An 18,253-nucleotide genomic window follows, 5' to 3' on the forward strand; every position below is an offset into this window, starting at 1 on the left:
GGCACGTCCTGGGGGCCTTCATCGCAAGGAGACAACTCATGCCTCGCTTCGCTGCCAACCTGTCCATGCTGTTCACCGAACAGGACTTCCTGGCCCGCTTCAAGGCTGCCGCCGATGCTGGTTTCAGCGGCGTCGAATACCTCTTCCCGTACGATTTCAGCGCAGCCGAAATCAAGCAGCAGCTGGACGCCAACGGCCTGACCCAAGTGCTGTTCAACCTGCCGGCGGGCGATTGGTCGAAGGGTGAGCGCGGTATCACCTGCCACCCTGACCGCGTCGAAGAATTCCGCGCCGGGGTCGACAAGGCCATCGAATACGCCAAGGTACTGGGCAACACCCAGGTCAACGCCCTGGCCGGCATTCGCCCACAAGGCCCGGACTGCGCCACCGTGCGCAAGACCTTCGTGGAAAACCTGCGCTACGCCGCCGACAAGCTCAAAGCCGCCGGGATCCGCCTGGTCATGGAAATGATCAACACCCGCGACATCCCCGGCTTCTACCTGAACACCACCAAACAGGCCCTGGAAATCCAGGCAGAAGTGGGCAGCGACAACTTGTTCCTGCAGTACGACATCTACCACATGCAGATCATGGAAGGTGACCTGGCTCGCACCATGGAAGCCACCCTGAAACTGATCAATCACATCCAGCTGGCCGACAACCCCGGCCGCAACGAGCCAGGCACCGGCGAAATCAACTACCGCTTCCTGTTCGAGCACCTGGACCGCATCGGCTACCAGGGCTGGGTGGGCGCGGAGTACAAGCCGCTGACCACCACCGAAGCGGGCCTGGGCTGGCTGAAGACGCACAATGCAATCTGAAGGCTAAGCACAGCCCTCTGCGAGACGCAGGACACTGTGGGAGCGGGTTCACCCGCGAACACCGGCGAAGCCGGTGCCATCCACCGCGTTGCCTGCTTCGCGGGTGAACCCGCTCCCACAGGGGGCCCGTGCAGCCTGCCCCATTGAGATTCAACAAATACAACGAGGTAATCTCTCATGGCTAAAATCGGTTTCATCGGCACCGGCATCATGGGCAAGCCCATGGCTCAGAACCTGCAGAAAGCAGGTCACAGCATCTTCGTTTCCACTCACCACGACGCTGCCCCGGTCGACCTGATCGCCGCCGGTGCCGTGGCCCTGGCCAACCCGAAAGAAGTTGCCCAGGAAGCCGAGTTCATCATCGTCATGGTCCCCGACACCCCACAGGTCGAGAGCGTCCTGTTCGGTGACAACGGCGTGGCCGAAGGCGTGGGTCCGAACAAGGTGGTGATCGACATGAGCTCGATCTCCCCTACCGCTACCAAAGCCTTTGCCGAGAAAATCAAGGCTACCGGCGCTGCCTACCTGGACGCCCCGGTGTCCGGCGGCGAAGTCGGCGCCAAGGCTGCGACCCTGAGCATCATGGTCGGTGGCTGCCCGAAAGCCTTCGAGCGCACCCTGCCGCTGTTCGAAGCCATGGGCAAGAACATCACCCGCGTCGGTGGCAATGGCGACGGCCAGACCGCCAAGGTGGCCAACCAGATCATCGTTGCCCTGAACATCCAGGCCGTTGCCGAAGCCCTGCTGTTCGCCGCCAGGAACGGCGCCGACCCGGCCAAGGTACGTGAAGCACTGATGGGCGGCTTCGCCTCGTCGAAAATCCTTGAAGTGCACGCCGAGCGCATGATCAAGGGCACCTTCGACCCAGGGTTCCGCATCAACCTGCACCAGAAGGACCTGAACCTGGCCCTGCAAGGTGCCAAGGAACTGGGCATCAACCTGCCCAACACCTCCAATGCCCAGCAAGTGTTCAACACCTGCCAGGCCCTGGGTGGCGGCAACTGGGACCACTCGGCGCTGATCAAAGGCCTGGAGCACATGGCCAACTTCTCGATCCGCGACGACAAGTAAGTAATTTTTAGCCTTCACCGGCCTCTTCGCGGGTGAACCCGCTCCCACAGGTTTTACGCCGTCTTCAGCCTCTGTGAGGCCCCTGTGGGAGCGGGTTTACCCGCGAAGAAGCCAACACCTTTGAACCTGCGACCACAGGTTCAAAGGTGGTACCGAGCAACACCCGCCCCTGGTTCGGCCTGCACGGAGGCAGTTCCAGGGGCGTTTTTGATTCTGCAGAACAACAATAATTGGGAGCCTGCCATGTCGGTCGATCCGCAAAAAATTCTCCGCGAGCTGTTCGACACAGCCATCGCCGCCGCCCACCCCCGTCAAGTCCTCGAACCCTACCTGCCCGCCGACCGCAGCGGCCGGGTCATCGTCATCGGCGCCGGCAAGGCCGCAGCCGCCATGGCCGAAGTGGTCGAGAAAAACTGGCAGGGCGAAGTCTCTGGCCTGGTCGTAACCCGTTACGGCCATGGCGCCAACTGCCAGAAGATCGAGGTGGTCGAAGCCGCCCACCCGGTCCCCGACGCCGCCGGCCTGGCCGTGGCCAAGCGCGTGCTGGAACTGGTCAGCAACCTCAGTGAAGACGACCGCGTCATCTTCCTGCTGTCCGGCGGTGGCTCGGCGCTGCTGGCCCTGCCCGCCGAAGGCCTGACCCTGGCCGACAAGCAGCAGATCAACAAGGCGCTGCTGAAATCCGGCGCCACCATCGGCGAGATGAATTGCGTGCGCAAGCACCTCTCGGCGATCAAGGGCGGCCGCCTGGCCAAGGCCTGCTGGCCGGCCACGGTGTACACCTATGCCATTTCCGATGTGCCGGGCGACCTCGCCACGGTGATCGCATCCGGCCCTACCGTGGCCGACCCGAGCACCTCGGCCGATGCCCTGGCCATCCTCAAGCGCTACAACATCGAAGCGCCCAAGGCCGTTATCGACTGGCTCAACAACCCAGCCTCGGAAACCGTCAAGGCCGACGACCCGGCACTGGCCCGCAGCCACTTCCAGCTGATCGCCAAACCTCAGCAATCGCTTGAAGCCGCCGCAGTCAAAGCCCGCCAGGCCGGGTTCAGCCCACTGATCCTCGGCGACCTGGAAGGCGAATCGCGCGAAGTGGCCAAAGTGCACGCCGGTATCGCCCGGCAGATCGTCCAGCACGGCCAGCCGCTGAAAGCGCCCTGCGTGATCCTGTCTGGCGGCGAAACCACCGTGACCGTGCGCGGCAACGGCCGTGGCGGGCGCAACGCCGAGTTCCTGCTCAGCCTCACCGAAAGCCTCAAGGGCCTGCCGGGCGTGTACGCCCTGGCCGGTGACACCGACGGCATCGATGGCTCGGAAGAAAACGCCGGCGCCTTCATGACCCCGGCCAGCTACGCCCGCGCCGAAGCCCTGGGCCTGTCGGCCAGCGACGAGCTGGACAACAACAACGGCTACGGCTACTTCGCCGCGCTGGATGCGCTGATCGTCACCGAGCCGACCCGCACCAACGTCAACGACTTCCGCGCCATCCTGATCCTCGAGACTGCCCAATCATGACGCCTGATAAAAAAGTCAAAATCCTCGCCACCCTTGGCCCTGCGATCAAAGGCATCGACGACATCCGCCAACTGGTCGAAGCCGGGGTGAACATCTTCCGCCTCAACTTCAGCCATGGCGAGCATGCCGACCATGCCCTGCGCTACCAGTGGATCCGCGAAGTCGAGCAGCAGCTGAACTACCCGCTGGGCATCCTCATGGACCTGCAGGGGCCGAAGCTGCGCGTCGGCCGCTTTGCCGACGGCAAGGTGCAGCTGCAACGCGGCCAGGCCCTGCGCCTGGATCTGGACAAGGCCCCGGGCGACAGCCGCCGGGTCAACCTGCCGCACCCTGAGATCATCGCCGCCCTCGAGCCGGGCATGGACCTGCTGCTGGACGACGGCAAGCTGCGCCTGCGCGTCACCGCCAAGCACAGCGACGCGATCGACACCGAAGTACTCAACGGTGGCGAGCTGTCCGACCGCAAGGGCGTCAACGTACCGCAAGCGGTGCTCGACCTCTCCCCGCTCACCGAAAAGGACCGCCGCGACCTGGCCTTCGGCCTGGAGCTGGGCGTGGACTGGGTGGCCCTGTCGTTCGTGCAGCGCCCTGAAGACATTGTTGAAGCACGCCAGCTGATCGGTGACCGTGCCTACCTGATGGCCAAGATCGAGAAGCCATCGGCGGTGGAGCAACTGCAAGCCATCGCGGAACTTGCGGATGCGATCATGGTGGCCCGTGGCGACCTGGGCGTGGAAGTGCCGGCTGAAAGCGTGCCGCAGATCCAGAAACGCATCATCGGCACTTGCCGCCAGCTGGGCAAACCGGTGGTGGTGGCCACGCAGATGCTCGAATCCATGCGCTTCTCGCCGGCGCCGACCCGCGCCGAAGTCACCGACGTGGCCAACGCCGTGGCCGAAGGTGCCGATGCGGTGATGCTGTCGGCCGAGACCGCCTCGGGTGACTACCCGCTGGAAGCCGTGCAGATGATGAGCAAGATCATCCGCCAGGTGGAGAACGGCCCGGACTACCAGGCCCAGCTCGATGTTGGCCGGCCAAAGGCCGAGGCCACCGTGTCGGACGCCATCAGCTGCGCCATCCGCCGTATCAGCGGAATCCTGCCGGTGGCGGTGCTGGTCAACTACAGCGAGTCGGGCGCCTCGACCCTGCGCGCGGCACGCGAGCGGCCACGGGCACCGATCCTCAACCTGACGCCGAACCTGGCCACCGCGCGCCGCCTGAGCGTGGCGTGGGGCGTGCACTCGGTGGTCAACGACCGCCTGCGCCAGGTGGACGAGGTGGTTTCCACCGCGCTGGAGATTGCCCAGGCACAAGGTATGGCCAGCCGCGGCGACACCCTGCTGATCACCGCCGGTGTGCCTTTCGGCAAGCCAGGTTCGACTAACACGCTGCGGATCGAGACCTTGATCTAAATCACCGCATCTCGCCTGTGGGAGCGGGCGTGCCCGCGAAGAGGCCAGCAGGGACAACGATGTTGCCTGAGCTGACGCATTCGCGGGCACGCCCGCTTCCACAGGGTAGGTGGTGTAGCACCCAACTGCGGAAAACCCGAGGCCCAAAGAGGCCCACCGCGCCCCATCAACCTCACTGACTGCCCCGATGTACACCAAAAATTTCGTCAACCCGTGCCCCGACTGGGCCACGGCGTTACTCAACGGCTTCAGCCAGGTGCTGCTGCTGCGTAATCCCCTGTGCGGCCTGTGCTGCCTGCTGGCCATCCTGCTGACCGCGCCCAACCTGGTCGGCGGCGCCCTGCTCGGCGCCCTGGCCGGCCTGCTCACCGCCCAGGCACGCGGCTACGACCGTGCCGACCGCCAGGCCGGGCTGTACTGCTACAACGGCGTGCTGATCGGCATCCTGATCAGCGCCGTGCTGCCCTGGTCGGCCATCCTGCCGCCACTGATCATCGCCGCCGGCGGCCTGTCCAGCATCATCACCCACCAGTGGCGCAAGCGCGGCGGCAAACTGCTGGTCGCCTACACCGCACCCTTCGTGCTGCTGGGCTGGGCCACCCTGCTGATCGCCAGCCCCTCGCCCAGCGGCTTCGTCGAAGCCGACCCGCTGTATGCCCTGGCGCGTGGCGTGGGCCAGATCTTCCTGCTCGACCAGCCCCTGGCCGGTTTGCTGATCATCGGCGGCATGTTCATCGCCAACCCCTATGCCGCAATGTGGGCAGTGATCGGTTCGGCCATCGGCGGCGGCGTGGCACTGCTTGCCGACCAGACGCAAGCTGCCTGGCTGGGCCTGTATGGCTTCAACGCAGCACTGGCGGCGCTGGCGTTCAGCAGGCAAGGTGAAAAGCCGTGGCTGACGCTGCTGGCCATCGCCCTGGCCCTGCTGCTGCAACCGCTGTTCAAGCTGCTACCGGTGCCCGGCCTGACCGCGCCCTTCGTCGCCGCCTGCTGGCTGATGCACTTGGGCTGCCACCTCAAACCGTTTGGCGAACGACGCAATAGCAAAGGCATCCCCAACTGAACATTATGCTGGCTGCTAGCTAAGAGGTGGTGTCCCGGGGCGCCCCTTGCGGATGGCAGCTGCCAGCCCAGGCATGGTCAGGTCTTGTTTCGAGTAATCAGTCATGCCTGAGCTGTTAATGAAAATCACGTTGGAGCCAGGTTTCACTTGGCCATTTTTCCGTAGTGCTATGTGAGTGGGATTGACGTCCAGCAGAGTGAATCCCTGATTGATTAATTCTTCGGTGGGTACCAATGGTTTCGTACCAACATCGTCAGCAAGAACAAAATTCTCACTGATGAACAGGCTTCGATCCTTATCTACATAGAATTGTCCACTGAGCTCTGCATCCGGATCCGGACGATCCCAAGTAATCCCATTCACCGACTTTGCCCTAAACGGCTGGATGCGTTTGCCTTCAGGGGCTGCCGGGTTATAGGAGAAACCCTGAACTCGAAACTTCGTGTTGTTGATTTTTTTAAAAACCGGTTCGAAAGCCGTCCAGTTCTTGGCAAATCGGTTGCTACCTTTGGGATCAATGAAATTGACCGGATCGCCTCCACAATATGCATAAGCATTTACCCCTCCGGCCTTGAAAGGGCTCAATACATCCGGACTGCAGAAACGCATCAGAACCGGGCTGTATATTCGATTCCCGTTCCCTAGCAGATACCCCTGCACTACGCAATCCAGTAACTGCCCGTTGTAACCCAGTCGATGACCACGTATGCCTTTACCCAAGTAGCCATAGACTGAATAGGCTGATGACTTGATTGTCCTTTGGGCCGAGCCGGTCCTATCATTCATTCCCTTCTCCAAAAGCGGCGCCACCTATACGCTTATGCTGTATCGCAGGGCAGATAAACGAAACTGGCATTTCTACCAGGTTGGCTCCGATCTTCGTTACGTTGCTAGCCTAGGCAAAGACCTTCTAGGCTTGACTTTCACGCCACCGGAATCTTCTTCACATGCCCACCCCGCAATCCCTGCGCGAACGCCTCTACATCATGGTCTTCCAGACCGACACCGTAGCCGGCCGCCGCTTCGACAAGATCCTCCTGCTGATCATCCTGGCCAGCCTGGTCACCGTCATCCTCGACAGCATCGACGAAGTGCATCAGGGCTATGCCGGCCTGCTGGCCGGCATCGAGTGGGGCTTTACCGCTATCTTCCTGGCCGAGTACCTCACCCGCCTGTACTGCTCGCCCAAACCGCTGCGCTATGCCTTCAGCTTTTATGGCCTGGTGGATTTGCTGGCGATCCTGCCGGGGATCATCGCGCTGTACTACAGCGACGCCCAGTACCTGCTGATCATCCGCGTGATACGGATGCTGCGGATTTTCCGTGTGCTCAAGCTCAGCCCGTACCTCAAGCAGGCCCATTACCTGATGGAGGCACTGCGCGGCAGCAAGCAGAAGATCATCGTGTTCCTGGTGACGGTATCGACCCTGGTGACGGTGTTCGGCACCTTGATGTATGTGATCGAGGGGCCTGAGCATGGCTTTACCAGCATCCCCAAGGGCATCTACTGGGCCATCGTTACCCTCACCACCGTGGGCTTTGGCGACATCGTGCCGAAGACACCGCTGGGGCAGGTGCTGTCATCGCTGGTGATGATTACCGGTTATTCGATCATTGCCGTGCCAACCGGGATCTTTACCGCCGAGCTGGCCAACGCCATGCGCGGGGAGCAGCTGCAGCATGATTGCCCGACCTGCAGCAAGAAGAACCATGAGCATGGCGCGGCGTTCTGTTCCCGATGTGGGAATGTGCTGTTTCCCAAGCAATGATGTTGCCCGGACCGGCCCTTTCACGGGTAAACCCGCTCCCACAGGTGGTGTGCGGTCCCTGTGGGAGCGGGTTCACCCGGAAGAAGCCGGCACTGGCAGTGGCATAACCAAAGTGTTTTTTGTTCTTTAAACCCTACAAACCCACCCGCTATAGTCGCAGGCAAACTGCCAACACCTTCTCGATAACAAGGAAGCAACGTGAAAAAACTCTTCACCGCCTCGCTGCTCGCCGCAGGCCTTGCCCTGGGCAATTTCGCCCAGGCTGCCCCCACCCTGCTGAACGTGTCCTACGACGTGATGCGCGACTTCTACAAGGACTACAACCCGGCCTTCCAGAAACACTGGGAAGCCGAGCACAACGAGAAGGTCAACGTGCAGATGTCCTTCGGCGGTTCGAGCAAACAGGCGCGAGCGGTGATCGATGGCCTGCCGGCCGATGTCATCACCATGAACATGGCCACCGACATCAACGCCCTGGCCGACAACGGCAAGCTGGTGCCGGACAACTGGGTAAGCCGCCTGCCGAACAACAGCGCGCCGTTCACCTCGGCCACTGTGTTCATCGTGCGCAAGGGTAACCCCAAGGCGCTGAAAGACTGGCCCGACCTGCTCAAGGATGGCGTACAGGTGATCGTGCCCAACCCCAAGACCTCGGGTAACGGCCGCTACACCTACCTGTCGGCCTGGGGCTATGTGCTCAAGCAAGGCGGTGATGAAAACAAGGCCAAGGACTTCGTCGGCAAGCTGTTCAAGCAGGCGCCGGTGCTGGACACTGGTGGCCGTGCCGCCACCACTACGTTCATGACCAACCAGATCGGCGACGTGCTGGTGACCTTCGAGAACGAAGCCGAGATGATCGCCCGCGAGTTTGGCCGCGACCAGTTCGAAGTGGTCTACCCGAGCGTTTCCGCCGAAGCCGAACCGCCGGTCAGCGTGGTCGACAAGGTGGTGGCGAAGAAAGGCACCCAGGCCGCGGCCGAGGAATACCTGAAGTACCTGTGGTCGCCAGCCGCCCAGGAAATCGCCGCACAGAACTACCTGCGCCCGCGTGATGCGACGGTACTGGCCAAGTACACCGACCGCTTCCCGAAAGTGGACTTCCTGTCGGTGGAGAAGACCTTTGGTGACTGGCGCACCGTGCAGAAGACCCACTTCAATGATGGTGGGGTGTTTGACCAGATCTACACCAACAATCAGTAATTGATGTAAGCCTTACCGGCCTCTTCGCGGCTAAAGCCGCTCCCACAGGTACCCCACAGCCCTCAGGTTTTGCACGGTACCGGTGGGAGCGGGCGTGCCCGCGAAGAGGCCGGCAAGGGCAACATCAAACCTGGCGGAATACCAGGGCCTTCAAGCCGCCCGCCGGGTCCACGTCAGGAAATTCCGGCGGGTTCTCCAGCCGCTCGACGAATGCCAGCGAAGGCGCCTGCTCCGCCATTCCCTCGATCAGGAACTCCGGCCCGATGCCCGGGTCGTTCACGCACGCCAGCACCGTCCCTCCCTCGCTCAACAGCTCCGGCAAGCGCCGCAGGATCTTCGCGTAATCCTGGGTCAGCACAAAACTACCGCGCTGGAAGGTCGGCGGGTCGATGATGATCAGGTCGTAAGGCCCGTACTTGCGCACCTTGCCCCACGACTTGAACAGCTCGTGCCCCAGGTACGCCACCCGCGACGCATCGTGGCCATTCAGGCGGTGGTTGTCGCGGCCCCGGGACAACGCCGACTTGGCCATGTCCAGGTTCACCACCTGCTCGGCGCCACCGGCAATCGCCGCCACCGAGAAACCGCAGGTGTAGGCGAACAGGTTCAGCACGCGCTTGCCTGCCGCCTGCTCGCGCACCCAGCGCCGGCCATAGCGCATGTCGAGGAACAGGCCATTGTTCTGCCGCACGCCCAGGTCCAGCAGGTAGGTCAGGCCGTCCTCGACCACCTCGCGCTGCTGGCACGGCTCGCCCAGCAGCCACTGGCCCGGGCTGTCGGGCAGGTAGCGATGCTGGACAAGGATGGCCTGGCCAGCCCACTGCGGGCGCTCGGCGAGCGTGCGCAGCATGGCCTCCAGTTCGGCCAGCTGGCCTTCAGGCGGCTCGCGGAACAGGGCGACCGACAGCACCCCTTGCAACCAGTCGACAGTGACCTGCTCCAGGCCCGCCCAGCAGCGACCACGGCCGTGGAACAGGCGGCGGGTTTCCTGCGGGGCAGGGTCGAGGGCGGCGAGCAGGTGTTGCTCCAGAGTCTGGATCGGCGAAGTCATCATGGGTCGCAGGCAGGCAAAAGCGGCATTCTACCTTGCGAGCCCTTTCGCGGGTAAACCCGCTCCCACAGGATCACCACAGGCCCGAAGCATGTGCAGCACCTGTGGGAGCGGGTTTACCCGCGAAAAGGCCGGCAAGACCACCTCATTCCTCGGCCACAACCCGCGCTGGCCGGAACCACCACCCCTGCTGCATCCCCGCTGCCGCCAACAGGATCAACGCCACCCCCAGCCACTGCAGCGGCGCCAGCCGGTGCCCGAACGCCACCCAGTCCACCAGAATCGCCGCAATCGGATAAATGAACGACAGCGCCCCGGTCAACGCCGTGGGCAGGCGCTGGATGGCGCTGTACAGCAGCACATACATCAAGCCGGTGTGCACCATGCCCAAGGTCACCAGGCTGGCCAGCGCCGGCACTTCACCCGGCAACCCGCCCAGCTTCACCCACGGCGCCAGCAACAGCACACCCGTGGCCACCTGGATCAGCGCGATCAGGTGCGGCGGCGTGCCACTCAGGCGCTTGATGATCAATGCCGCAATGGCATACAGGAAGGCCGCCCCCAGCGCCAGCGCAATGCCCAGCAAATAATCCTCACCGCCACCCTGCCCCGCACCATGGGCACTCACGATCGCCAGCATGCCGAGGAATGCCACGCTCAGCCAGGTAACCTTGGGCAGGGTGATCTTCTCGCCGAGGAACACGGCCGCCAGCCCCACCAGCATGAACGGCTGCACGTTGTACACCGCCGTGCCGATGGCAATCGACGCCCGCGAGTAGGAGGCGAACAGCAGCACCCAGTTGCCGACGATGGCCACACCGCTGGCAATCGCCAGCAGGAATGCGGTGCGGCTGATCACGCCTGGCCGCAGGAAGCCGAACCCCGCGCAAATCGCCAGCAAGGTCACGGCACCGAACACGCAGCGCCAGAACACCACCTCGAGCACCGGCTGGCCGGACACCAGCACGAACCAGCCGATGGTCCCGGAAATCAGCATGGCGGCAACCATTTCCAGCGAGCCACGACGCAATGAACTGTCCATCTCACACCTCCTGTTGACGATGGACACAGTATGCAAAGGTTGCCGGCCGGCCTTCCAGCGGATAACGAAGGAAGATCTGGGTGCTTGCCTTTACTATCAAGGTAAATCACGCGAATAACCTTATCGAGGTGACCATGACCGATGCCATCGACCAACTGCTGATCAACGCGCTGATGGAAGACTCGCGCCGCTCGCTCAAGGCCCTGGCGCAAATCAGCGGGCTGTCGGCGCCCAGCGTCAGCGAACGCCTGCGCCGCCTGGAGGAGCGCGGCGTGTTGCGCGGTTACACCGTAGAGGTAGACCCGCGCGCCTTTGGCTACCAGTTGCAGGCCATCGTGCGCATCCGCCCGCTACCGGGGCAGTTGCAAGAGGTGGAGCGGCAGATCATCGCCATTCCCGAATTCACCGAGTGCGACAAGGTTATTGGCGAAGACTGCTTCATTGCCCGCCTGCATGTACGCTCGATGGAGCAACTGGACACCCTGCTCGACCGCCTCTATACGGTGGCCGAGACCAATACCGCCATCATCAAGAAGACCCCGGTGAAGCGGCGGTTGCCGCCGATGGACTGAGTTTCACCTGTGCCGGCCTCTTCGCGGGCACGCCCGCTCCCACAGAATCTCCACAGTCCAGGATGCTGTGCGGTCCCTGTGGGTGCGGGCGCGCCCGCGAAGCGGCCGGCACAGGGAAAAGCTGACTAATTTTTGTACACAAGAATGTCACCATAGGTGCCATTTTTGTGTGCACTTTTCAAAATGGCGCCCCAATACGTTACACACTTCCCACAACTAATTTTGACCAATCGATCAACTAATAAGCCCGCCAGGAATTTAAATCTGTTCACTTGGTCAACTTATATTCCATTTATTTCATTAACTTATACTTAAAATAGATAGATTAGAAATCATGACCAGCTGAAAGTTGCTTTTCCCTTGGCATGGAACTCGCTTTTGTGTGTTCGTGTTTTGTATACAAACCAATCAAAACATAAGTACACAAGAACCCGCGACGCCGACCCAACATCGGCCGCCGCGCCCCAAACCCTGAGATGCCAACGCTGCACCGACGAGATGGCGAGCCCGTGCGCATGCCCGCTCATCGCAGTCACGTGCATCAGGAGCCCGCCGGAATGAGTACCAGCCTCGACCTTGCCCCTGAACTATCCGTCGCCAGCACCCACCCCGCTTCCCCTCTTGCCGGCCACCAGCCGGAACTTGCCCTGAGCCCGCGCCTGCACAACCGCGACCTCGCCCCGACACGCGTCGAAGGCCGTCGCTGGGGCCGCTACAGCATCTTCGCGCTGTGGACCAACGATGTGCACAACATCGCCAACTACTCGTTCGCCATGGGCTTGTTCGCCCTCGGCCTGGGTGGCTGGCAGATCCTGCTGTCGCTGGCCATCGGCGCGGCGCTGGTGTACTTCTTCATGAACCTCTCCGGCTACATGGGCCAGAAGACCGGCGTGCCGTTCCCGGTCATCAGCCGCATCGCCTTCGGTATCCACGGCGCGCAGATCCCGGCGCTGATCCGCGCGGTCATCGCCATCGCCTGGTTCGGCATCCAGACTTACCTGGCTTCGGTGGTGCTGCGCGTGCTGCTCACCGCCGTATGGCCGCAAATGGCAGCCTACGACCATGACAGCATCCTCGGCCTGTCGAGCCTGGGCTGGGTGTGCTTCGTGTCGATCTGGCTGGTGCAACTGGTGATCCTGGCCTACGGCATGGAGATGGTGCGCCGCTACGAGGCCTTCGCCGGCCCGGTGATTTTGCTGACCGTCGCCGCCCTGGCGGTGTTCATGTACTTCAAGGCCGACGCCCGCATCGCCTGGTCGGTGGCCGAACCGCTGACCGGCTCCGAGATGTGGCGCAACATCTTTGCCGGCGGCGCACTGTGGCTGGCGATCTACGGCACCCTGGTGCTGAACTTCTGTGACTTCGCCCGCTCCTCGCCATGCCGCAAGACCATCCGCGTCGGCAACTTCTGGGGCCTGCCGGTGAACATCCTGGTGTTCGCCATGATCACCGTGGTGCTGTGCGGCGCGCAGTTCCGGATCAACGGCCAGATCATCGACAGCCCGACCCAGATCGTCGCCGCCATCCCCAGCACAGCGTTCCTGGTCCTGGGCTGCCTGGCCTTCCTGATCGTCACCGTGGCGGTGAACATCATGGCCAACTTCGTCGCCCCGGCCTTCGTGCTCAGCAACCTGGCACCACGCCACCTGAACTTCCGCCGCGCCGGGCTGATCAGCGCCACCCTGGCGGTGCTGATCCTGCCGTGGAACCTGTACAACAGCCCGCTGGTGATCGTGTACTTCCTGTCCGGCCTGGGTGCCCTGCTCGGCCCGCTGTACGGGGTGATCATGTCCGACTACTGGTTGCTGCGCAAAGGCTGCATCAACGTGCCGCAGCTGTACAGCGAAGACCCGGCCGGCGCCTACCACTACACCAAGGGCATCAACCTGCGCGCGGTGGCCGCCTTCGTGCCGGCCGCGCTGCTGGCCATCGTCCTGGCCCTGGTGCCCAACTTCCACAGCGTGGCGCCATTCTCCTGGCTGATCGGTGCCGGCATCGCCGCCGCCCTGTACCTGCTGATCGCACCACGCAAACGCCAATACCACGACGTCAGCGGCGAGTGCATCGCCGTTGACCACAGCAGCCATTAGTCAGGGAGGACCGCCCATGCGTATTCTGATCGCCAACGTCAACACCACCGAAGCCATCACCGAAGCCATTGCCGAACAGGCCCGTGCGGTGGCCGCACCCGGTACCGAGATCATCGGCCTCACCCCGTGGTTCGGTGCCGAGTCGGTGGAAGGCAACTTCGAAAGTTACCTGGCCGCCATTGCGGTGATGGACCGTGTGCTGGCCTATGAGGGCCCCTATGACGCCGTGATCCAGGCGGGTTATGGCGAACACGGCCGCGAAGGCCTGCAGGAACTGCTGAACGTGCCAGTGGTGGACATTACCGATGCTGCCGCCAGCACGGCGATGTACCTGGGCCATGCCTACTCGGTGGTAACCACCCTGGACCGCACCGTGCCGCTGATCGAAGACCGCCTGAAGCTCTCCGGCCTGTATGAGCGCTGCGCATCGGTACGGGCCAGCGGGCTGGCGGTGCTGGAGCTGGAAGCCGACCCGCAGCGCGCCGTGGAGGCGATTGTCGAGCAGGCAGAACGCGCCGTGCGTGAGGACAAGGCCGAGGTGATCTGCCTGGGTTGCGGCGGCATGGCCGGGCTGGACGAGCAGATCCGCCAGCGCACCGGCGTGCCGGTGGTGGATGGTGTGAGCGCAGCGGTGACCATTGCCGAATCGCTGGTGCGCATGGGCTTGAGTACCTCCAAGGTACGTACCTATGCCACGCCACGGGCGAAGAAAGTGGTGGGTTGGCCGATGCGGTTCGGGCGTTAGGCATCTTTCGCCTGACCTGGCCTCTTCGCGGGTAAACCCGCTCCCACAGGGACCGCATTGCTCTCGGGGCTTGTGCAGTACCTGTGGGAGCGGGTTTACCCGCGAAGAGGCCGGCATCATTATTCAGGCTTCCTGGCAGAGCAGTACCAGCGGATCAGGTCGGGCAGCTATGTGCACCATCATTCAGGCCCTGGCGCACGTTGCGGCTAAGCAGGCTGGCCTTGCCGTCGTGCCAGGTCAGGGTCAGCACGTAGAGGGTATCGAAGTCGTCGCCGCTCCAGTCCTCGGTGATCACCCGCTCTTCACCCAGGGCCTTGCCAGCCACGGCATTGATCAGGTCGGGGAGATAGCCGTGCGACCAGGCGGTGTACACGGTCGCGTTACGGTACTTGTCGCGCAGCAGCTCTTCGGCCAGTTCGTCAGTGTCGTTGGCGCCGTAGTCGATGTTTACCGGCAAGCCCAGGCGAATGGCACTGGGGCTGATGGTCATCAGCGGGCGGATATAGCTGTAGCTCTCGTCCTTGCTGCCTTCCTCCACATGCCGCGAGGGGTTGGCAGCGAACACGTAATCGGCCTTGCCAAAACGCTCGGGAAGCACGCTAGCCAGGTCCAGCGCACGGTTGAGGCCCTGGCAGTTCAACTGGCCCAACCCTTCGCCGGGTTTCTCGGCGTGGCGCAGGAATACCAGGGTCTGGGTGCCATCCACCGGCTGCGCACGGCTTTCGACAGCCTCCAGCGCCAGCGGTACGGCGAGGGCTGTCAGCACCAGGCTCAGCAACCAGTGACGACGACGGCGGAAGAATGTTGGCAACTTCATCAAGGCAGGCTCGTGTGGCAGAAAAATCGGGTTGACCCGCCACATCACCCCGCCAACAGCACGGCGGGGCATCCTTGTAGTGAATGCCGTCCTTGGCAACGAGTGAGGGTGAGAGTGCCCTGAACCCGTTTGGTTCCTCCCTGGAGGTGGATGCCGTTCCCTGGGCAAGGCTTACGCTAGAGGATGGGTGTTGCTGAATTGTGTAGGGCGCAAGAACATCGGGTTGCAATAGGCCAGTCAATCGTCCCGCGTCAGCACTTCCAGCAATTCGATCTCGAAGGTCAAATCCGAATTCGGCGGAATCGCCCCGACGCTGCGTTCGCCATAGCCCAGATGCGCAGGTACCAGCAGCTTGCGCTTGCCGCCCACGCGCATGCCCATCAGGCCCTGGTCCCAGCCCTTGATCACCCGGCCAGTGCCGATCACGCACTGGAACGGCTTGCCACGTGACCACGACGAGTCGAACTCGCTGCCGTCGGCCAGCCAGCCGGTGTATTGGGTGGTGATCAGGGCGCCTTTGACGGCGGCTTTGCCATCCCCCTCCACAAGGTCGATGATCTGCAGTTCTTGGCTCACGGGGCATACTCCAACGCTGGAAACAAAGCCGCCGTTTTCTCAGGTACGCAACGGTTTGGCAAGTCCGGTCTTGATCAGCCGAGCTGCTCGAAGGCTTCCTGGCCGGTCAGTTCCTTGGTCTGGTTGGCAAAGCAGTACCAGGCGGGTTTCTCTTCGACGAAAATCTGCAGGTCGAAATCCCACTCCTGGTCGCCGTCGAGCAGGCCGACCGGCACGGCATGGAAGTCATTGGCCTTGAGCCGGTAGTACAGGTGCGTACCGCATTGGCCGCAGAAGCCGCGCTGAGCCCACTCGGAGGACTCGTACACGCTGGGGGCGCGCCCTTCGATCACCGGTGGCTGGCTGCAGTGCACCACCAGCAACGGGCCGCCGGTCCATTTGCGGCACATGCTGCAGTGGCAGGCGCTGATATGGGTGTTGTCGACGGTGACCTTGAGCCGGGTGGCGCCGCACAGGCAGGTGCCGTGTTTTTCCAGGGCCATGGCTGGCTCCTTGAGCGGTGGATGGGCCAGCAAGTATAGATGCCTGTGCCGGCGATGAGGCCGGCACAGGCAGCACAAGACAGTTACCCGGGGATCAGATGTACACCGTACCGCGCAGGTACAACGCCGCCCGCCCGCTGATGATCACCCGGCCATTACCCGGCACTTCGCACTGCAACTGACCTTTGCGCGCCCCACCCTGCTCGCAGCGCAGCGCGTTTTTACCCAGGCGCTCGGCCCATACCGGCGCCAGCGAGGTGTGCGCCGAGCCGGTCACCGGGTCTTCGTTCACGCCAACCCGCGGGCCGAACCAGCGGGTGACGAAATCAAAGCCACCGCCTGCCGCCGTCACGGCGATACCGCGCACGTCGAAGGCCGACAGCGCAACGAAGTCCGGCTTCAGGGTGTCGAGCAACAGGGCGTCATCGATCACTACCAAATAGTCGTCACTGCGGTACAGCGCCTGTGCCTGGCTAAGGCCCAGCGCCTGCAACAGGCCCGGCGGGATGTCCACGGCGACCGGCTGCTTGGCCGGGAAGTCCATGGCCAGCAGCCCATCGGCATTGCGGCTGACACGCAGCTCGCCACTGCGGGTGTTGAAGCGCAGCACCTGCGCCTGCTCGCCCAGTTGTTCGAACAGCACATAGGCCGAGGCCAGGGTGGCATGGCCGCACAGGTCGACTTCCACGGTCGGGGTGAACCAGCGCAAGTCGAAGGTTTCGCCGTTGCGCACGAAGTAGGCGGTTTCCGACAGGTTGTTCTCTTCGGCGATGCGCTGCAGCACATCGTCCGGCAGCCAGCTTTGCAGCGGGATCACTGCCGCCGGGTTGCCCCCGAACGGTTCGGTGGAAAACGCATCGACCTGGAAGATATCGAGTTGCATGCACACACTCCTTGTTGCCCGATCACGGCCAGGCAAATGTATGAAAAAGGGTTATTGGCGTACCGGGGTCAACACGGCTTCACCGGCAAAGAACGCCTGCAGGTTGCGCAGCACCAGGGCCACCGTGTCGCGCGCTGCCTCCGGCGACTGGCCGGCCACATGGGGCGTGAGGACGGTGTTGCCGAGCGCCTTGAGGGCATCGGGCACAGCCGGCTCGTCATCGAACACATCCAGTGCCGCACCCGCCAGCCGGCCGTGCTGCAGCGCGGTCACCAGGGCCTGGGTGTCGACCACGCTGGCACGGGCGATATTCACCAGGTAGCCCTCGGCCCCCAGTGCCTCGAGCACTTGGGTATCGACCAGGTGGCGAGTGTTGGCACCGCCGGGGGTGGCCACCACCAGGATGTCAACGGCATCGGCCAGGTGCAGCGGGCTGTCGTACCAGGTGTAGGGCACATCCTGGCGCGGCGTGCGGCTGTGGTAGCTGACGGGCATGGCGAAGCCCAGATGGGCGCGCCTGGCGATCGCCAGCCCCACCGCACCAAGGCCGAGAATGCCCAGGCGCTTGCCACTCACCGAGGGGCTGATCACCCGGTTCCATTCGCCCCGGCGGGTACTGGCATCGGCGCGGGGAATGTCGCGCAACAGCGCCAGCAGCAGGGCAAGGGCGTGGTCGGCGACCGCCTCGGCATTGGCCCCGGCGCCGTTGGTGACGGTGATGCCGCGCGCAGCGGCGGCGGCCAGGTCGACCTGCTCGTAGCCGGCACCGATCACGCAGATGATCTGCAGTTTGGGCAGAGCGTCGATTTCGCCGCCAGTCAGGCCCAGCGGGCCGCGGGTGAGCACGGCCTCGATTTCATGGGCATGGCGCTGGATGGCCTCGGCCCGAAGTTGCGGCGAGGGGGCACGGATCAAGCGGTAGCCGGCCTGCTCCAGCAGGGGCAGGTAGTCGTCGACGGTTTCCACCAGCACCAGGACAGTCTTGTGCATGCCACCTCCTTTTCTTGAAGTGGCATTATGCGGAGTCACTGGCCAGTACAGTCAACCGAAATAACGAGGTGAAACTGCACTGTTCTGCTTAGCTCCGCGCATGCTCTTGCTCTTGCTCTTGCTCTTGCTCTTGCTCTTGCTCTTGCTCTTG

General features: G+C 63.1%; 18 protein-coding genes. 10 read left to right on the top strand and 8 right to left on the bottom strand.

The window, feature by feature from the left end:
* The first annotated feature begins 38 nt into the window (after positions 1–38).
* From hyi to M2S36_RS03540, 5 genes are all read left to right on the top strand, one after another.
* Positions 39–821 carry a hydroxypyruvate isomerase gene (hyi, locus tag M2S36_RS03520; RefSeq protein WP_333956716.1) on the top strand — a complete coding sequence of 261 codons (783 nt, stop codon included), beginning with the start codon at positions 39–41 and terminating at the stop codon, positions 819–821.
* 177 nt (positions 822–998) lie between these two features.
* Positions 999–1,892, top strand: a complete 894-nt coding sequence (locus tag M2S36_RS03525; RefSeq protein WP_233686985.1) for a 2-hydroxy-3-oxopropionate reductase — start codon at positions 999–1,001, stop codon at positions 1,890–1,892.
* 243 nt (positions 1,893–2,135) lie between these two features.
* Complete coding sequence (locus M2S36_RS03530; RefSeq protein ID WP_233686986.1) at positions 2,136–3,410, top strand: glycerate kinase type-2 family protein; 1,275 nt, start codon at positions 2,136–2,138, stop codon at positions 3,408–3,410.
* On the top strand, positions 3,407–4,822 hold the full coding sequence (pyk, locus tag M2S36_RS03535; RefSeq protein ID WP_233686987.1) for a pyruvate kinase: 1,416 nt from the start codon (positions 3,407–3,409) through the stop codon (positions 4,820–4,822). The genes M2S36_RS03530 and pyk overlap by 4 nt, the downstream gene beginning before the upstream one ends.
* Before the next feature lie 187 nt (positions 4,823–5,009).
* Entirely contained in the window at positions 5,010–5,885 is an 876-nt protein-coding gene (locus M2S36_RS03540; RefSeq protein WP_207829962.1) for an urea transporter, read from the top strand.
* Between the two features lie 15 nt (positions 5,886–5,900).
* Here M2S36_RS03540 and M2S36_RS25045 read toward each other — a convergent pair whose 3' ends face one another.
* Positions 5,901–6,671 (bottom strand): RHS repeat-associated core domain-containing protein, encoded by a 771-nt coding sequence (locus M2S36_RS25045; protein WP_207829959.1) that lies wholly within the window; start codon positions 6,669–6,671, stop codon positions 5,901–5,903.
* 161 nt (positions 6,672–6,832) lie between these two features.
* Between M2S36_RS25045 and M2S36_RS03550 the strand changes: the two genes are divergently transcribed.
* Both M2S36_RS03550 and M2S36_RS03555 read left to right on the top strand, forming a co-directional pair.
* Entirely contained in the window at positions 6,833–7,654 is an 822-nt protein-coding gene (locus M2S36_RS03550) for an ion transporter (protein ID WP_207829957.1), read from the top strand.
* 198 nt (positions 7,655–7,852) lie between these two features.
* Entirely contained in the window at positions 7,853–8,854 is a 1,002-nt protein-coding gene (locus M2S36_RS03555) for a sulfate ABC transporter substrate-binding protein (RefSeq protein WP_046615020.1), read from the top strand.
* Between the two features lie 124 nt (positions 8,855–8,978).
* On the opposite strand, the gene M2S36_RS03560 is transcribed toward M2S36_RS03555, so the two are convergent.
* On the bottom strand, positions 8,979–9,905 hold the full coding sequence (locus tag M2S36_RS03560) for a class I SAM-dependent methyltransferase (RefSeq protein WP_087503272.1): 927 nt from the start codon (positions 9,903–9,905) through the stop codon (positions 8,979–8,981).
* A gap of 145 nt (positions 9,906–10,050) precedes the next feature.
* A complete protein-coding gene (locus M2S36_RS03565) occupies positions 10,051–10,947 on the bottom strand; it encodes a DMT family transporter (protein ID WP_333956718.1) in 897 nt (298 codons plus the stop codon).
* 134 nt (positions 10,948–11,081) lie between these two features.
* Between M2S36_RS03565 and M2S36_RS03570 the strand changes: the two genes are divergently transcribed.
* The 3 genes from M2S36_RS03570 to M2S36_RS03580 all read left to right on the top strand — a co-directional run bounded on the left by M2S36_RS03570 (position 11,082) and on the right by M2S36_RS03580 (position 14,354).
* Positions 11,082–11,519 (top strand): Lrp/AsnC family transcriptional regulator, encoded by a 438-nt coding sequence (locus M2S36_RS03570; protein WP_085625480.1) that lies wholly within the window; start codon positions 11,082–11,084, stop codon positions 11,517–11,519.
* A 557-nt stretch (positions 11,520–12,076) separates the two neighbouring features.
* A complete protein-coding gene (locus tag M2S36_RS03575; protein WP_241105883.1) occupies positions 12,077–13,609 on the top strand; it encodes an NCS1 family nucleobase:cation symporter-1 in 1,533 nt (510 codons plus the stop codon).
* 16 nt (positions 13,610–13,625) lie between these two features.
* Positions 13,626–14,354, top strand: coding sequence for an aspartate/glutamate racemase family protein (locus M2S36_RS03580; protein WP_207829951.1), 729 nt, complete (start codon positions 13,626–13,628; stop codon positions 14,352–14,354).
* Positions 14,355–14,508: 154 nt separating this feature from the next.
* Here M2S36_RS03580 and M2S36_RS03585 read toward each other — a convergent pair whose 3' ends face one another.
* The 5 genes from M2S36_RS03585 to M2S36_RS03605 form a co-directional block, all read right to left on the bottom strand.
* Positions 14,509–15,171, bottom strand: coding sequence for a histidine phosphatase family protein (locus M2S36_RS03585; RefSeq protein ID WP_233687588.1), 663 nt, complete (start codon positions 15,169–15,171; stop codon positions 14,509–14,511).
* Between the two features lie 237 nt (positions 15,172–15,408).
* A complete protein-coding gene (locus M2S36_RS03590; protein ID WP_003254365.1) occupies positions 15,409–15,747 on the bottom strand; it encodes an FKBP-type peptidyl-prolyl cis-trans isomerase in 339 nt (112 codons plus the stop codon).
* A 74-nt stretch (positions 15,748–15,821) separates the two neighbouring features.
* On the bottom strand, positions 15,822–16,229 hold the full coding sequence (locus M2S36_RS03595; protein WP_207829946.1) for a GFA family protein: 408 nt from the start codon (positions 16,227–16,229) through the stop codon (positions 15,822–15,824).
* Positions 16,230–16,323: 94 nt separating this feature from the next.
* Positions 16,324–17,112 carry a PhzF family phenazine biosynthesis protein gene (locus M2S36_RS03600; RefSeq protein WP_233693713.1) on the bottom strand — a complete coding sequence of 263 codons (789 nt, stop codon included), beginning with the start codon at positions 17,110–17,112 and terminating at the stop codon, positions 16,324–16,326.
* Positions 17,113–17,163: 51 nt separating this feature from the next.
* Entirely contained in the window at positions 17,164–18,102 is a 939-nt protein-coding gene (locus M2S36_RS03605) for a 2-hydroxyacid dehydrogenase (RefSeq protein WP_207829942.1), read from the bottom strand.
* Positions 18,103–18,253 lie beyond the last annotated feature (151 nt).

The sequence above is a fragment of the Pseudomonas sp. SF2 genome, from assembly GCF_036858055.1.
Lineage (GTDB): Bacteria > Pseudomonadota > Gammaproteobacteria > Pseudomonadales > Pseudomonadaceae > Aquipseudomonas.

Coding starts and splice junctions, on each gene's coding strand:
- hyi (WP_333956716.1), top strand. CDS start 39: ATGCCTCGCTTCGCTGCCAACCTGTCCATGCTGTTCACCGAACAGGAC.
- M2S36_RS03525 (WP_233686985.1), top strand. CDS start 999: ATGGCTAAAATCGGTTTCATCGGCACCGGCATCATGGGCAAGCCCATG.
- M2S36_RS03530 (WP_233686986.1), top strand. CDS start 2,136: ATGTCGGTCGATCCGCAAAAAATTCTCCGCGAGCTGTTCGACACAGCC.
- pyk (WP_233686987.1), top strand. CDS start 3,407: ATGACGCCTGATAAAAAAGTCAAAATCCTCGCCACCCTTGGCCCTGCG.
- M2S36_RS03540 (WP_207829962.1), top strand. CDS start 5,010: ATGTACACCAAAAATTTCGTCAACCCGTGCCCCGACTGGGCCACGGCG.
- M2S36_RS25045 (WP_207829959.1), bottom strand. CDS start 6,671: ATGAATGATAGGACCGGCTCGGCCCAAAGGACAATCAAGTCATCAGCC.
- M2S36_RS03550 (WP_207829957.1), top strand. CDS start 6,833: ATGCCCACCCCGCAATCCCTGCGCGAACGCCTCTACATCATGGTCTTC.
- M2S36_RS03560 (WP_087503272.1), bottom strand. CDS start 9,905: ATGACTTCGCCGATCCAGACTCTGGAGCAACACCTGCTCGCCGCCCTC.
- M2S36_RS03565 (WP_333956718.1), bottom strand. CDS start 10,947: ATGGACAGTTCATTGCGTCGTGGCTCGCTGGAAATGGTTGCCGCCATG.
- M2S36_RS03570 (WP_085625480.1), top strand. CDS start 11,082: ATGACCGATGCCATCGACCAACTGCTGATCAACGCGCTGATGGAAGAC.
- M2S36_RS03575 (WP_241105883.1), top strand. CDS start 12,077: ATGAGTACCAGCCTCGACCTTGCCCCTGAACTATCCGTCGCCAGCACC.
- M2S36_RS03580 (WP_207829951.1), top strand. CDS start 13,626: ATGCGTATTCTGATCGCCAACGTCAACACCACCGAAGCCATCACCGAA.
- M2S36_RS03585 (WP_233687588.1), bottom strand. CDS start 15,171: ATGAAGTTGCCAACATTCTTCCGCCGTCGTCGTCACTGGTTGCTGAGC.
- M2S36_RS03595 (WP_207829946.1), bottom strand. CDS start 16,229: ATGGCCCTGGAAAAACACGGCACCTGCCTGTGCGGCGCCACCCGGCTC.
- M2S36_RS03600 (WP_233693713.1), bottom strand. CDS start 17,112: ATGCAACTCGATATCTTCCAGGTCGATGCGTTTTCCACCGAACCGTTC.
- M2S36_RS03605 (WP_207829942.1), bottom strand. CDS start 18,102: ATGCACAAGACTGTCCTGGTGCTGGTGGAAACCGTCGACGACTACCTG.